At 53.9% G+C, this 14,759-nt stretch carries 11 protein-coding genes and 1 other annotated feature; all 11 genes read right to left on the bottom strand.

The window, feature by feature from the left end; all coding sequences use genetic code 11:
• Position 1: 1 nt before the first annotated feature.
• A complete protein-coding gene (locus CHH75_RS23160) occupies positions 2–2,668 on the bottom strand; it encodes a valine--tRNA ligase (protein ID WP_095399259.1) in 2,667 nt (888 codons plus the stop codon).
• Positions 2,669–2,772: 104 nt separating this feature from the next.
• Positions 2,773–3,062: a binding site (T-box leader), on the bottom strand.
• 278 nt (positions 3,063–3,340) lie between these two features.
• Positions 3,341–4,807: a LysM peptidoglycan-binding domain-containing protein gene (locus CHH75_RS23155; protein ID WP_095399258.1), complete on the bottom strand. Its 1,467-nt coding sequence runs from the start codon at positions 4,805–4,807 to the stop codon at positions 3,341–3,343.
• Positions 4,808–4,930: 123 nt separating this feature from the next.
• Positions 4,931–5,839 carry an RluA family pseudouridine synthase gene (locus CHH75_RS23150; RefSeq protein ID WP_095399257.1) on the bottom strand — a complete coding sequence of 303 codons (909 nt, stop codon included), beginning with the start codon at positions 5,837–5,839 and terminating at the stop codon, positions 4,931–4,933.
• Entirely contained in the window at positions 5,836–7,131 is a 1,296-nt protein-coding gene (gene hemL, locus CHH75_RS23145) for a glutamate-1-semialdehyde 2,1-aminomutase (RefSeq protein WP_095267781.1), read from the bottom strand. The genes CHH75_RS23150 and hemL overlap by 4 nt, the downstream gene beginning before the upstream one ends.
• A 48-nt stretch (positions 7,132–7,179) precedes the next feature.
• Positions 7,180–8,175: a porphobilinogen synthase gene (gene hemB / locus CHH75_RS23140; protein ID WP_095399256.1), complete on the bottom strand. Its 996-nt coding sequence runs from the start codon at positions 8,173–8,175 to the stop codon at positions 7,180–7,182.
• A 63-nt stretch (positions 8,176–8,238) separates the two neighbouring features.
• On the bottom strand, positions 8,239–9,813 hold the full coding sequence (cobA, locus tag CHH75_RS23135) for a uroporphyrinogen-III C-methyltransferase (protein WP_095399255.1): 1,575 nt from the start codon (positions 9,811–9,813) through the stop codon (positions 8,239–8,241).
• 4 nt (positions 9,814–9,817) lie between these two features.
• On the bottom strand, positions 9,818–10,768 hold the full coding sequence (hemC, locus tag CHH75_RS23130; RefSeq protein WP_095399254.1) for a hydroxymethylbilane synthase: 951 nt from the start codon (positions 10,766–10,768) through the stop codon (positions 9,818–9,820).
• A gap of 2 nt (positions 10,769–10,770) precedes the next feature.
• On the bottom strand, positions 10,771–11,427 hold the full coding sequence (locus tag CHH75_RS23125) for a precorrin-2 dehydrogenase/sirohydrochlorin ferrochelatase family protein (RefSeq protein ID WP_095399253.1): 657 nt from the start codon (positions 11,425–11,427) through the stop codon (positions 10,771–10,773).
• A gap of 6 nt (positions 11,428–11,433) precedes the next feature.
• Positions 11,434–12,258: a cytochrome c biogenesis protein CcsA gene (gene ccsA, locus CHH75_RS23120; protein WP_095399252.1), complete on the bottom strand. Its 825-nt coding sequence runs from the start codon at positions 12,256–12,258 to the stop codon at positions 11,434–11,436.
• Between the two features lie 16 nt (positions 12,259–12,274).
• On the bottom strand, positions 12,275–13,684 hold the full coding sequence (gene hemA, locus CHH75_RS23115) for a glutamyl-tRNA reductase (protein ID WP_095267775.1): 1,410 nt from the start codon (positions 13,682–13,684) through the stop codon (positions 12,275–12,277).
• Between the two features lie 328 nt (positions 13,685–14,012).
• On the bottom strand, positions 14,013–14,411 hold the full coding sequence (speD, locus tag CHH75_RS23110) for an adenosylmethionine decarboxylase (RefSeq protein ID WP_095267774.1): 399 nt from the start codon (positions 14,409–14,411) through the stop codon (positions 14,013–14,015).
• Positions 14,412–14,759: the final 348 nt, after the last annotated feature.

Raw genomic sequence — 14,759 nt, 5'->3', positions numbered from 1 at the left:
GTTAGCCCCTCAATTCTTCGATGCGGGCAATTACTTTGCTGCGTTTGTCAGAATAGTCTGCCAGTTTGGCACGTTCTTCTTCAATTACCTTTGCAGGCGCCTTCGATACAAAGCCCGGATTGCCCAGCTTCTTCTCGACACGCTCGACTTCGCTGTTCAAATGCTCGATTTCCTTCTCCAGACGGGCAATCTCCTGGGCGATGTCAATCAGACCCGCCAGCGGGAGGAACAGCTCTGCTCCTGTGACAACAGCGGTCATCGCTTTATCCGGCGCTTCCAGCGAAACGGAGGAACGATAGTCCGAGGTGTTGCAGAAACGACGAATATAGTCGGCATTTCGCTCGATAATGTTGTAGGTATGCTCATCCACCGGCTTCAGCTGCAGCTCGATTTTTTTGCTCATCGGAACGTTCACTTCAGCGCGGATGTTACGCACGGCACGAATCACGTCCATCAGCAGGTTCATTTCGGACACCGCCTCCGCATGCTCCAAAGCTGGGTCATACTCCGGCCAAGCCGCCAGCATGATCGTTTCGCCTTCATGCGGCAGATGCTGCCAGATTTCCTCCGAGATGAACGGCATGAACGGATGAATCAGGCGCATCGTCCGGTCCAGAACATAGACAAGCACGGACTGAGTCTTCTTCTTGGCTGCTTGATCCTCGCCGTAAAGAGACAGCTTCGCAAACTCGATATACCAGTCGCACAGATCATCCCAGATAAAGTTATAGAGCAGTCGACCGGTTTCGCCAAACTCGTAGGCATCTATTAGACGCGTAATGTCGCGTGAAGTTTCGTTCAGGCGGTGAAGAATCCAGCGGTCCGCTGTGCCGAGCTCGCCGGAAATATCGATATCTTCCACCTTGAACCCTTCCAGGTTCATCAGCGCAAACCGTGAAGCGTTCCAGATCTTGTTCGCAAAATTCCGCGCCTGCTCGACACGCTCCCAGCGGAATCTAAGATCCTGACCAGGCGTAATGCCGGTAGAGATCATATAGCGCATCGCATCCGCACCATAGCGCTCGATCACATCCAGCGGATCAACCCCGTTGCCGAGTGACTTGGACATCTTCTTGCCTTCCGCATCGCGGACGAGACCGTGCATAAGCACGTCCTTGAACGGAATCTGCTCCGTAAATTCCAGCGCGGTGAAAATCATGCGTGCCACCCAGAAATAAATGATGTCATATCCGGTTACCAGCACATCGGTTGGGTAATAACGCTTGAAATCTTCGGTCTGTTCCGGCCAGCCCAGCGTGGAGAACGGCCACAGCGCCGAACTGAACCACGTATCCAGAACGTCCTCATCCTGCTTCAGCTGGCTGCTTCCGCATTTCGAGCAGGTCTGGAGATCCTCGCGGGACACATGCAGCTCACCGCAGTCCTCGCAATACCACGCCGGAATCCGGTGTCCCCACCACAGCTGTCTAGAAATACACCAGTCGCGGACATTTTCGATCCATTGCAGATATGTTTTCTCGAACCGTTCCGGGACAAAATGAACGCCTTTCCCGGATTTCTGCGCTGCAATGGCTTGTTCGGCCAGCGGCTTCATTTTAACGAACCATTGGGTGGACAGATACGGCTCAACAACGGCGCCAGAGCGCTCGCTATGGCCAACCTGATGAACGTGATCCTCAATTTTCACCAGCACGCCGGCTTCCTTCAGATCGTTCACGATCTGCTTCCGGCATTCGCTGCGGTCCAGCCCCTGGTACTTGCCTGCAAATTCATTCATCGTACCCGATTCATCCATCACGATGATTTGCGGAAGATTGTGGCGAAGTCCCATCTCGAAGTCGTTCGGATCATGCGCAGGCGTAATCTTTACCGCACCGCTGCCGAATTCCTTCTCGACGTATTCGTCGGCAATAACCGGAATTTCGCGGCCGACAATCGGCAGCACCAGCGTCTTGCCGATCATATCCTTGTAGCGCTCATCCTTCGGATGAACGGCCACGGCCGTATCCCCAAGCATCGTCTCCGGACGCGTAGTCGCCACCGTAATGCTGCCGCTGCCGTCCTTAAGCGGATAGGTCAGGTGATATAAATGCCCTTGCACTTCTTTATATTCAACTTCGATGTCAGACAACGCCGTGCGCGCTGCCGGGTCCCAGTTGATGATATATTTCCCGCGGTAGATCAAGCCTTTCTCATACAGCTTGACAAACACTTCGCGAACCGCCTTGGACAATCCCTCGTCCAATGTGAAGCGCTCCCTGGAATAGTCGAGAGACAACCCCATTTTCGACCACTGCTCACGAATCGTATCGGCATACTGCCCCTTCCATTCCCATACCTTCTCTAGGAATTTCTCCCGTCCCAGATCATGACGGCTGATTCCGCTCTCACGAAGCTTCTGCTCAACCTTCGTCTGGGTGGCGATGCCCGCATGGTCCGATCCCGGCAGCCACAGCGCATCATAGCCCTGCATCCGCTTCACCCGGATCAAAATGTCCTGAAGGGTAAAGTCCAGCGCATGGCCAATATGCAGCATCCCGGTTACGTTAGGCGGGGGAATAACAATCGTAAAAGGCTTGGCGTCGGGACGTTGTCCCGCTCGAAAGAAGCCGCCTTCCTTCCAGTACGGATACCATTTCTGTTCAGCTGCCTTCGGATCATACGTCGTCGGCATCTGGTTTGTTGCCTGATTTTCTTTGAGCTCCATGTTTGTACCTCCGTTATTGTTAATCATCATTGCCAAGCTGAAATGTTTTCATAAAGCCCGGCTGAACCATTTCTGCAAGCAAAAACAAAAAAAGTCTTTCGTCCTCAAAGGACGAAAGACTGTGCTCTCGCGGTACCACCTTTGTTTCGCGGTGACTTCGTTTCAAAGATTGGACTTATCCACAAAAAGACTGTCAACACGACACTTTATACAGGTAACGGCTGCAGCCGGCATGCTCTACACTCACGGACGGGACTTCCGCCATGTACTACGATTCAAGCATGCAACTCCCGGGTGACTGTTCGCAAAAGCCGTTGCCTGCGGAATCTCACAGCGTACACAATCCCGCTCTCTGAAGGTCAGCCTTCCTACTTCTCCCGTTCATCGTCATTATTCTTTGAAACTTCTGTGCTTCATTATATTCCAATATTAACGTGCTTGTTCCATATAGTCAATATTTCGAGTATTTCCGAGCCCAAAGCTCTGTATACCTATGTAAAAATAGCGATAATCATCTTCCTGGCCATATATGCCTCTATCCGACAAATCTAGACATTTTCATGCGGCACTTGCATCAGGAGCCTCGTGCGCAAATGCAGCAAGCAGCAGACCAAGGAGCCTATCCCCTTGACCTGCTGCTGTGCGGCGCTCCCCCATATGGTGTGACTTCTATTACTGAGGGATATATAAAACCTGACCTTCTTCGATCGTTTGCTCGGACATCCGGTTATACAGCAGCAGCTCCCGCGGCGTTAACTGATAGCGCTCGGCAATCAGCTCCAGCGTCTCTTCACGCTGCACGATGCACATTCTTACTTTGCGGAACGGCGATTCTTCCTGTCTGCTGCCCAAAAACAGGCTCTTCCACTGCACATCCTCCGCTGCCGATGTCTCCGCCGTTTCCTCCACCATTTCTTCCTCTTCACGGGCCAGCGCTTCGTCCTGATCCTGGACGGTCCGGCTCGATTGCAGCAGCGAGGAGAAACCAAGGTTTTCACCGCTTGGCTTGTCGCTCGTCTTCGTGGTGAAGGCTACCTTCGGTTCAGGTCTGGCTTGAACCTCTTCCTCCTGAATCGAGGATGCTTCCAGGGCGCTGTTATCAGCCGAATAGGCCTCCAGCGACTGGTTCACTTCAGTCTGACTCGACTCCAGCACTGGCAGCTGATCCGATTCCGGCTGGCGATCGGTTAAGCCCGGAAAAACGGAGGCTTGTTCTTCCGGCGCCTGCTCAGGTTGAGCCCCGCGCTCAAACTGCCATACACTCGGGAATGACGGCTCAGCTTCAGGTTCGGCAGCCCCCTCCTTATGTAAGGCAGGCTCCGCTGCATCGCCGAAATTCTGGGCAAAAGCATCTGTTGGCTGCGCGGCTTCCCCAAACGGTTCTGCCCGGCTTGCCTCTTCTTCCTGAGCTGCCTGAGCTGCCTGCTCAAACGATTGATCCACCCCAGGCCAAGCCGGTATTCCACCGCTGCCAGCCTGTATTTGCTGTCCTTCCTGCTCTGCCTGCAGACGAATCTGACGCTCATACTCGGCCCAGGAAGCCAAATATTGATCGGTGCGGTTCTCTCCGGCAGGTTCAGCCTCAATAACACGGTCGTGAATCGGTTCGCCGTGTCCCGCCTCAGGCTGTGATGCAGCAGATGAAGAGCCCGGCTCTGAATCGAATTGGCTTAGCTTCAAGTAGGTCTCAGCTGCCTCCTGCTCAGCTTGGTCGGGAGCATGTACCACGGTAAATTCCTCGCCGCTCCAGGAAGCTTCGCGCGTCTGCTTCGCAGCAGCCTGAATGCCTTTCAATGACAGTACGCCGGTAATGTTAAGGCTGCGTTTGGACAGTAGATCCACATCGAAATTCTCGATCTCAACAGCAATGTCATCCAGCGAAGACACGCGGTTTAGAGGCACGGTAATTTCAACCGGAATCCAATGCTCCAGCGGCTCCGTTTCCCCCGCTTCACTATCGCCTTTATACAATCCGGCCAATAGCAAATGGCCTCGAAGCGTCGCCTGGTCCTGCTGGCTGATCACCTGAATGTGAGGGATCAATTCGGCCTCTTCTAGTTCATCGATTCCCGGCAAATCTTCCGCTAAATTGATTCTTTCGTAAATATCAAACCGCAATCCGTAGGACTGGTCAAACACGGGAATGTCCTCCTTTCGGCATATACTATCCGTGAAGCTGTCCCTCACGGCATGAGCCCATTTTTGCCACTCAACTTATCTATATGCCGAAAATAGAAGAGCATGACTTTTTTGACGATAGAACTAGGAAAGAAACAAGCTGTCCTCTTTCAGCTGTAACATATCCTCCGGCCACGGAGCTAACACCTCAATCTGCTCTCCGGTTAACGGGTGAGCGAAGATCAAGCGTTCACCATGCAGCGCCTGTCGGCCGAACGGTCTGGCATTGCCGCCATACAGCGAATCTCCAATCAGCGGATGTCCCATGTGGCTCATATGCACACGAATCTGATGCGTTCTGCCGGTTTCCAGCCGCAGCCGCAGCAGACTGACGCCGCGGCTCCTTTCCACCGACAAGATATGCGTTACCGCTTGCTGCCCGGTGAGAGACACTCGGCGACGGCTGCGGTGATGCCGGTCTTTACCGATCGGCAGATCAATCGTCGTCAATCCATCCTGCACCTGTCCTTGAACGATGGCCGCATAGATGCGGGCGATTTTTTTCTCACGCATGTCCTCATCCAGCTTGAGCTGCGCATATTCATTCTTCGCATAGAGCACCGGTCCGGTTGTATCCTTGTCGAGCCGATGGATAGGACGGACGGCCGTATGAAGGCCGGAAGCCTGATAGTACGCCGCAACCGCATGGTTCAGGGTCAGTTCCTCCCCCCCGGTACTATCTCCGTGGACATTGATCCCGGCAGGCTTGTTCGCCACCAGACAGAAATCATCCTCATACAGCACCTCCAGCTCATGCCATACAGGCTCCACGCCATACTCACGATACGGAAAAAGGATCAGCCGCAGCCGATCCCCTCTCCACTCGATCCCCCGCTCATGACGGAGCTTGCGGTACAGCTTCTCAGGCATGCCTACCGTTTCCAGCAGCCACTGACGAGCCGCCTCTTCCCGGTCTGCCTGGCCCGCGATGGACTTGCCGGGGATCAGCTCCAGCCACTCCCCCCGTTTATCCCAGCTTCCCTGATAGCTCATAAGCTTCGGAACGCCTGAGTGCATGCTTCAATCGTAGCGTCGATATCCTGCTCGGTGTGGACGCCGGAAATAAACATGCCCTCAAACTGTGACGGCGGCACGCTGATGCCCTCTTGAATCATCAATGCAAAGTAACGGCGGAACATGTCAAGATCGCTTGTCTTGGCGGTATCAAAGTTCACTACCGGGGTATCGGTGAAGAACGGACACACCATGGAGCCGACCCGATTCACCGACATCGGGATGCCAAACTCCTTCGCCCCTTGCTCGATTCCTGCTTGGAGTCTTGCACCTAATCTCTCAAGGCGGTCATATACTTCAGGCGTCAGCAGCTTCAGCGTCGTGTAGCCTGCCGCCATCGCCAGCGGATTGCCGCTCAGCGTTCCCGCCTGGTAAATTGGCCCTGCCGGAGCGATCTGCTCCATAATCTCACGCTTGCCGCCATATGCGCCGACCGGAAGCCCGCCGCCGATCACCTTGCCAAGACAGGTCAAATCCGGCGTAACATTGTAGCGTCCTTGTGCACTATGAAGCCCTACGCGGAATCCGGTCATCACCTCATCAAAAATCAGCAGGCTGCCGTAATCCGAAGTCAGCTTGCGCAGTCCTTCCAGGAAGCCTTCCGCCGGAGGCACAACGCCCATATTGCCCGCCACCGGTTCCACGATAACAGCCGCAATCTCCTCGCCGAAACGCTCGAACGCCAGCTGAATCGACTCCAGGTCGTTGTAAGGCACGGCGATGGTGTTCGCCGCAACCGTTTCCGGCACGCCGGGGCTGTCCGGAAGTCCCAATGTAGCGATGCCCGAGCCGGCTTTAATGAGCAGACTGTCCGCATGTCCATGATAGGAGCCTTCGAATTTAATAATTTTGCTCCGGCCAGTATAACCACGGGCCAGACGAATCGCACTCATCGTCGCTTCCGTTCCCGAGTTGACCATGCGCACGACTTCAATCGATGGCACCCGTTCGCAAACCAGCTTTGCCATCTCGGTCTCCAGCAAGGTCGGGGCACCGAAGCTTGTCCCCTTCTCCGCCGTTTCCTTCAGCGCTTCAACCACTTCAGGATGGGCATGTCCCATAATAAGCGGGCCCCAAGAGCCTACATAGTCAATAAAGCTGTTTCCGTCGATATCATACACTCGGCTGCCTTCCCCGCGATCCATGTAGATCGGTGTCAAGCCGACGGATTTGAACGCCCGAACCGGACTGTTGACGCCCCCGGGAATATACTGCTTCGCTTCTTCAAAAGCAGAACGCGACAGCTGCTCTTTACGCAAACCTTCACTCATATCATGCACTCCTAACTGTACTAATAGTAATGAACTACAGCGACGACACTAGCGCATCCAGCGGGCCGCATCTTTAGAGAAGTAGGTGATGATGATGTCGGCACCCGCCCGCTTCATGCTGGTCAGCAGTTCCATCACAATCGCCTGTTCGCTGATCCAGCCTTGCTGGGCGGCCGCTTTAATCATCGAATATTCCCCGCTCACATTGTAAGCGACGATGGGCAGATCGAATTGATCGCGAAGCAGCCGGACTACATCAAGATAAGCCATAGCCGGCTTCACCATCAGCATGTCAGCCCCCTCCAGCACGTCGGATTCGGCTTCACGCAGCGCTTCCCTGACGTTGGCCGGATCCATTTGATAGGTTTTGCGGTCGCCAAATTGCGGCGCAGAATCTGCAGCATCGCGAAATGGTCCGTAGAAAGCCGAAGCATATTTGACCGAATATGACATGATCGGTACATTCTCGAAGCCGGCCTCGTCGAGTCCAGCGCGAATGGCCTGGACGAACCCATCCATCATATTGGATGGAGCGATTATGTCGGCCCCGGCCTTCGCCTGGGAAACCGCTGTGCGAGCGAGCAGTTCAAGCGATTCGTCGTTCAGCACATCCCCATGGACATGGCCGTCCCGCTCAAAGGTATGCACCATACCGCAATGGCCATGGTCAGTAAATTCGCACAAGCAGGTGTCGGCAATCACAATCAAATCCGGATACCATTGCTTGATTAACCGCGTCGCTTCCTGCACGATGCCATTTTCGTCGAATCCGGAGGTCCCTACGCTATCCTTCGTTTCCGGAATGCCAAACAGAAGGACGGCGGGAATTCCGAGCGATACAATCTCGTCTACCTCTGCCTTCAGCGTGTCGAGTGAAAATTGGAACACGCCCGGCATCGAGGAGATTTCCGTGTGAACCCCGCTTCCATAAGATACAAAGATTGGCTGAACCAAATCTTCAACATGCAGCACCGTCTCGCGGACCATGCTTCGAATGCCGGCATTTTGGCGCAGCCGGCGGTGGCGTACGATAGGAAAAGCCATTGGTTATACCTCCAAAAGATGTTGATTTATATTTCACATGCCATAGCGCGCTGCCCGCTCCCGTTATAGGTTGAGCTTCTCCAGCGCCTGAAGGCGTCTCGGATTCTCTGCATTCCATTCACATAGCGCCTGCACGAGACTGTCGATGGTAGCTTCATCGGCCGTTCTGCTCACTTGCAGTCCGGCATCCTCGGCAGTCTTCGCCGTCACAGGACCGATGCAGAAAATGCTCGATGATTGCAGCTGCTCCGCCGGACGCTCGACCCCCATGCTCTTCAGCGCTTGAAGCAGGTTGGTCACCGTCGAGGAACTGGTGAACGTTACCGCATGCACCGCCCCTTCCATGAGCAGCTTCATCAGCTCGTCATCATGTTCACCGACAAGCACCGTTTCATACATCACCGCTTCCGTTACGTGCAGTCCAAGCGCTTCCAGCTTCTCCGGCAGCCAGCGGCGGGCCTTGTCTCCTCTCGGCAGCAATACATGCTGCCCGGGAGCAAGCACTGGCCCGTACGCATCAATCAGCCCTTCGGCCTGGAAGCGTTCGGCAAGCACCTCCGCAGCGATGCCCCGCTCCCGCAGTGCCTCTCCCGTAGCAGGCCCCACGGCCACGATCCGCGCTGATGCCAGCGCGCGGATATCTTTGCCGCATGCCTTCAAATGCCGGAAGAAATAATCGACGCCGTTTACGCTGGTGAAGAACACCCAATCATATGTACCGAGCTCTTCCATCGCATGTCTCACGCCGCTTAGCACTTCCTCCGAATCCGGCATAACGGTGTCAATGACAGGATACTCGTACGGCTCACCGCCGAGCTCCTCGATTCGGGATACGAGCGCGCTGGCCTGACTGCGCGCGCGCGTAACCAGGATGCGTTTGCCGAACAGCGGCAGATGCTCCGCCCATTGCAGCTTCTCTCGCTGGTGCACCACCTCGCCTACAACGATAACGGCAGGCGGCTGAAAATCAGCCGCCTTCACTCGCTCCTCGATATCCGCCAGCGTGCCCACCAGCGTATCCTGCTCCGCCCGTGTGCCCCACCGGATCAACGCAACCGGCGTAGCCGGCGATCTGCCGTGCTTGATCAGCTGCCGGCTGATGTAACCGATTTTCGCAACGCCCATCATAAAAATCAGCGTGCCAGTGGCGTTCGTCACTTTGTCCCACTGGATCATTCGGTCCAGCTTGTCCGGGCTCTCATGCCCCGTAATAATTGACAGGGAGGAGGCAAGATCACGATGCGTAACCGGAATACCGGCATACGCCGGAACGCTGATCGACGAGGTGATCCCCGGGACAATCTCATAAGGAATGCCCAGCTGCCGCAGCAGCTCGGCTTCCTCTCCGACCCGGCCGAAAATGGTAGGATCTCCGCCCTTCAGCCGCACCACAACCTTCCCTTCAAGGGCAAGGTCGGCCAGCAAACGATTGATTTCCTCCTGCTTCATCGTATGCCTGTCCGGCAGCTTTCCGACATACACCTTCTGTGTTCCCGGCCTTGCCCATCCGAGCAGCCGCGGACTAGCCAGCCTGTCATAAACGATGGCATCCGCCTTCTCAATGCATTCCTTGCCTTTGATCGTGATCAGCCGGGCATCCCCCGGTCCTGCACCTACCAAATACACCTTGCCAGCCATCCGATCATCCCCTAACTTGCGCCAGTATCTTCTCCGCTCCCTTGGCCTTCAGCTTCTCAGCCACTTCCATCCCGAGCGCTTCGGGATCCGTTCCCTCCGCACTTTCCTTCAGGATGATATCGCCTTCCGGTGAGCCAACCATTCCTGTTAATTGTATGATGTTTCCGTCTCCAAGGGAATCCCCGGTTTTCAGCACGGCATAAGCTCCGATCGGCACCTGGCAGCCGCCATTGAGCTCGCTCAGAAATCTTCGCTCTGCCGCCACCGTCCGTGCCGTAGCCTCATCGTTATATAACGCGAGCAGCTGCAGCAGCTCCTGGTCATCCTCGCGGCATTCAATGCCAAGCGCCCCTTGTCCGACAGCAGGCAGGCTGATCTCCACCGGCAGATAAGAAGTCACCCTGTCTTCCCAGCCCATCCGCTGCAGGCCTGCTGTAGCAAGAATAATCGCATCATACTCGCCTTCCTCCAGCTTGCGAAGACGGGAATCGATATTCCCGCGAATCCATTCAACCTGCAGGTCAGGCCGGTAAGCCTTGAGCTGGCTTGAGCGACGAAGGCTGCTTGTCCCGACTTTCGCGCCTTGCGGAAGATCATCAAGGGTTCCACCGACCTTGGAGATCAGACAGTCTCTCGGATCCTTCCGCACAGGCACCGCACCGGACGTAAGCCCTTCCGGCAGAACGGACGGCATATCCTTCATGCTGTGGACGGCCATATCAATCTCGCCGTCCAGCATAGCCTGCTCAATCTCTTTGACAAACAAGCCTTTGCCTCCGACCTTGGACAATGTCACATCCAGAATGCGGTCTCCCTTCGTGACAATTTTCTTCACTTCGAATTCGTATTCCAGCCCTTGCTCCTTCGCGATCCGTTTCAAATCATCAATCACGTGCCCGGTTTGGGTAAGCGCAAGCGCGCTTTGCCTGCTGCCCACTACAATTGTTCGCGTCATATCTATTCCTCCCGATTCTGTTCAATCCATTGCTTGATCTTATCCGGGTCCCACGGGGCATTGGCATTGTCCCCCCGCCGAATCTCCTCGAGTATATCCAGGCGGTACAGCTTGTGCAGCAAACATCTTCGCTGCTCCGGCAACTCCACCTCATCTTTAATAGCGGTACGCATCCTATATAGGAAATCAAGATACGCTTCATATTCCTCCCCGAACTGATGCTCCAGCTGCTCCTTGATCGTTACGGAAGCCATCGGTCCAGCTCCTGAAGTCGCGATGGCCACAGTCAATCTTCCCCGCCGAAGCACCGCGGGATTGGTAAATGACCCGGAGCTGCCTTCGCTCGCCACATTCACAAGAATGCCCAGCCGATCCGCATCCGCCGCAATTTTGGCGTTTACGTCGGGGGCATCCGTCGCCGCATGCACAAGAAAGGCCCCGTTCAGGTCGCCTTCCCTGTAGGCCCGGGCCTTCCATTCAATAGAACCGTCATCTGCCCACCCGGCGAGACGGGCGCTCTTGAGCAAGGGGCTGATCACACACAGCCTTGCCCCCGCCTCCCGCAATGCAGAAGCTTTGCGCTCCGCCACCTTCCCGCCACCAATAATCAGACAGAGCCTTCCTTCACAGTTTAGCATCACCGGAAGCTCATAAGCCATCTATCATCACACTCCCGCCCAGCTGTGAAAATTGGACCAGGCATTCAGGAAAAAGTTCAGAACGATGAATCCATAACCTACCAATGCCCATAATGCTGCTTGTTTCCCCGTATACTTCCACAGCCTTCGCTTCATAAAATAAACCATATACATCCCAAGCGCAATCAGCGTTGTCAGCACCTTGATATCCGTCAGCAGAGACCAGCGCCCTGCAGAGGCTACCGACACCACAGCCAGCGCAAGTGAGCCGACCAATATCCATGTTCCAATGATCAGCGCCCGGTAGCTGTACAGGTCAAGCATCTCCAGACTGGGCAGACGGCGAATTGTATCATTCCACTGCTTCACCTTCAGCTTCCGGTGCAGGAACATATACATGGCCGCAAACACCGCACCGACCGTAAGCGCGGCAAAACTGATACTGGCCAGCCCGATATGCAGCAGCAGCAAGCGCTGCTCGGTCTCCCAGCTCGTCAATACGTTGTTTCCCTCCGAGATCCACTGCCGATTAAGCAGCATGACGGCAAAACCGACGATATTCATCAGTAGAATCGCATACTCGGATTTGTTCAGCCAGTGAAATGCCAATGATATAACAGCGATGCTGAACGCCAGCAGCAGCAAAAAGTCCGAAGGCGTTGATACCGGAAAATGTCCCTCGGTCATCGCCCGCAAGCCGATGCCCGCTGCCAGAAGCAGCGATGTAATGACAAGAAGCCCTGTGCCTATCCGCTTCGCCATCGGATTGCGCGATACGCAATCCGAGATATAAAACAGAAGGCTCAGGGCATAGATACAAATGCCGGTATTATAAATGAGGTTTAACAGCATATCGCCGCTCACCACCTTACAGCGTGGCCGGGGACAGAGACACCTTGACCGGTTTCTCCTCCGCCTGTGCATCCGCAGTGTTTGAGGATACGGCTTGTGCAGAAGAAGCTTTGGCATTCAGCTTCGAGCGGCTGGCTGCACCTTGTTCGTTCTCCTGGATCAGCTCCTCCAGGGCAAAGATATGGGTAAAGTAATCCAGCGCTTCCGTTCCATGCTTGCCGCCTGTCATTTCCTTGATCCGGTTAATCGGGTCATGCATCATCTGGTTTACGATGCTTTTGGTCAGACGACGGATGACTTTCCGCTGACGTTCATCCAGCTCAGGCAGCTTGTTGAACAGGCTCGTTAACGTTTCTTCATGAATGCTGCTCGCCTTATCCTGAAGTGCCCGGATCGCCGGTCTCACACCCATCATTCTAAGCCAGGAATGGAAGGCTTCGATCTCTTCCTGAATCATAACTTCAATCTTGGCCGCTTCGGCACGCCGCATCTCCATATTCGTCTCGACAATCCCTTCCAGATCGTCAATATCATACAGAAATACATCGGTCAGCTCGCCTACAGCGGGATCAATGTCACGCGGAACAGCAATATCGATCATAAACAGCGGTCGCGACGGGCGTTTCTTCATCGCTTCCTTCACCCGCTCCGGAACGAGCACATATTCATTGGCCCCGGTGGAGCTGATCACAATATCAATATCATGCAAAGCACGGGTAGCTTCATCGATCGTGCAAGCTTTCCCGTCAAACTTGAGGGCCAGTTCCTGTGCCCGGGCAAGCGTACGGTTGGCCACAACCACTTCAGCCGCTCCGTTCGCATACAGATGCTTGACGGTCAGTTCACTCATTTTGCCAGCGCCGAGAATGAGCACTTTCTTATTGTGGAACGAGCCGAAGATCCTCTTGCCGAGCTCCACAGCTGCATAACTTACAGATACTGCGCTTTCCCCAATCGATGTCTCCGAGTGCGCGCGCTTGCCCAGCGTGACCGCTTGTTTAAAGAGCATGTTGAACCAGGTCCCTGTCGCCTGCTCCTTCTGGGACGTCAGAAAGGCGCTGCGGACCTGCCCTAGAATCTGGGTCTCCCCAATCACCATGGAATCGAGGCCGCAAGCAACCTTGAACAGATGAGAGATCGCCTGCTCATCTTCATATATATATAAATATTGCGTAAATGCTTCACGATTGATGCCGAACCACTGCTCCATAAAGCTGCGAATAAAATATCCGCACATATGCAGACGGTCAACCACCACATAAATCTCTGTGCGATTGCAAGTAGCGACAATGACGCCCTCCAATACGCTTTTGGTCGACTTCAGCTGCTTCAACGCCTCGGGCAGCTCTTCCTCCGAAAATGCAAAGCGTTCTCTGACTTCCACAGGCGCTGTGCGATAGTTCAAGCCGACAACGATAATGTGCATTGCATTTCACCTGCCTATATCTCAAGTTGGCTAACCATTTGTGAATCTAATAGGACAACTTAACCTCGTTCATTATATCACATTGAACATTAGAGCCTGGTCCATTTTATGAAATGTTTATGAAATCCCCATACTCTTCATCCTTGCCTGTGCGCTCGGATACAGACACTTTCTTACTATTGTTGTTCTATTCGGATGGAGATATACCGTTTAATTACCCATTGTTCCTTTATGTATTCAAAGGCTTGTCTACGCCCGGTCCGCAAAAATAAATAACCATGGAAAACTCCATGGTTATTGTATACTCATCATCAATTAAAGGCCTATCTTACACCAGTTCGGCCTGCTTCATTTCCGGCGTTTCAACCGTCATTTCGCCAAGTCCCCGAACAAGCTTCTTCGCATAGCATTTTTCAGGTTTCAAAACGGATACCAGGTAGTCAATAGCCAATTGCGGATCTACCGTCTCCCCGCAGGTGTAACAGTCAATCGCAGCAAAACCTCTCTCAGGATACGTATGAATCGAGAGATGGCTTTCCGACAGCAATACAAGCACCGTAGCGCCTTGTGGCTCAAATTGCTTGGATTGGACGGATAATACCGTTGCTCCACAGGCTTCAGCGGCTTCCACCATCTGAGCTTGTAAAAATTCTGCACTGTTCAATAATTCAAAGTCGACTCCCCAAGTATCAACAGCAACGTGTCTTCCGAAAGTTGAGTACTCCATCTTCCGGGTTCCCCCTTCCTAGGAATAAAATGTTTGAAAATTTCATCCGCTAGGACCTACGTCATTCACTTCCCGAGGGAATAATCTCTCGCAACATTACATGTCCTGAGTGAATCCTGGTTCCTATATTGTTTTCAACGAGATTAAAAATAACATCTATAGCGGCGAAATGCAACACCTTTTTCAAAAAATGTCCCATATTTATTTCACAGCTCAATATATGATGCCATCAGCGGAAAAGTGTACAATATCGAGCCCGTCTTTATCGCCTTCAGCAAGCGCCGGATAACCATGCTCTGCATGGCCATTGCCGCCATAAAAAAGACCTTAAACCCCACTGAACCGTGG

Source organism: Paenibacillus sp. 7541 (assembly GCF_002276395.1).
Classification (GTDB): domain Bacteria; phylum Bacillota; class Bacilli; order Paenibacillales; family Paenibacillaceae; genus Paenibacillus_AQ; species Paenibacillus_AQ campinasensis.
This window is presented reverse-complemented; position numbering and strand designations above follow the sequence as displayed.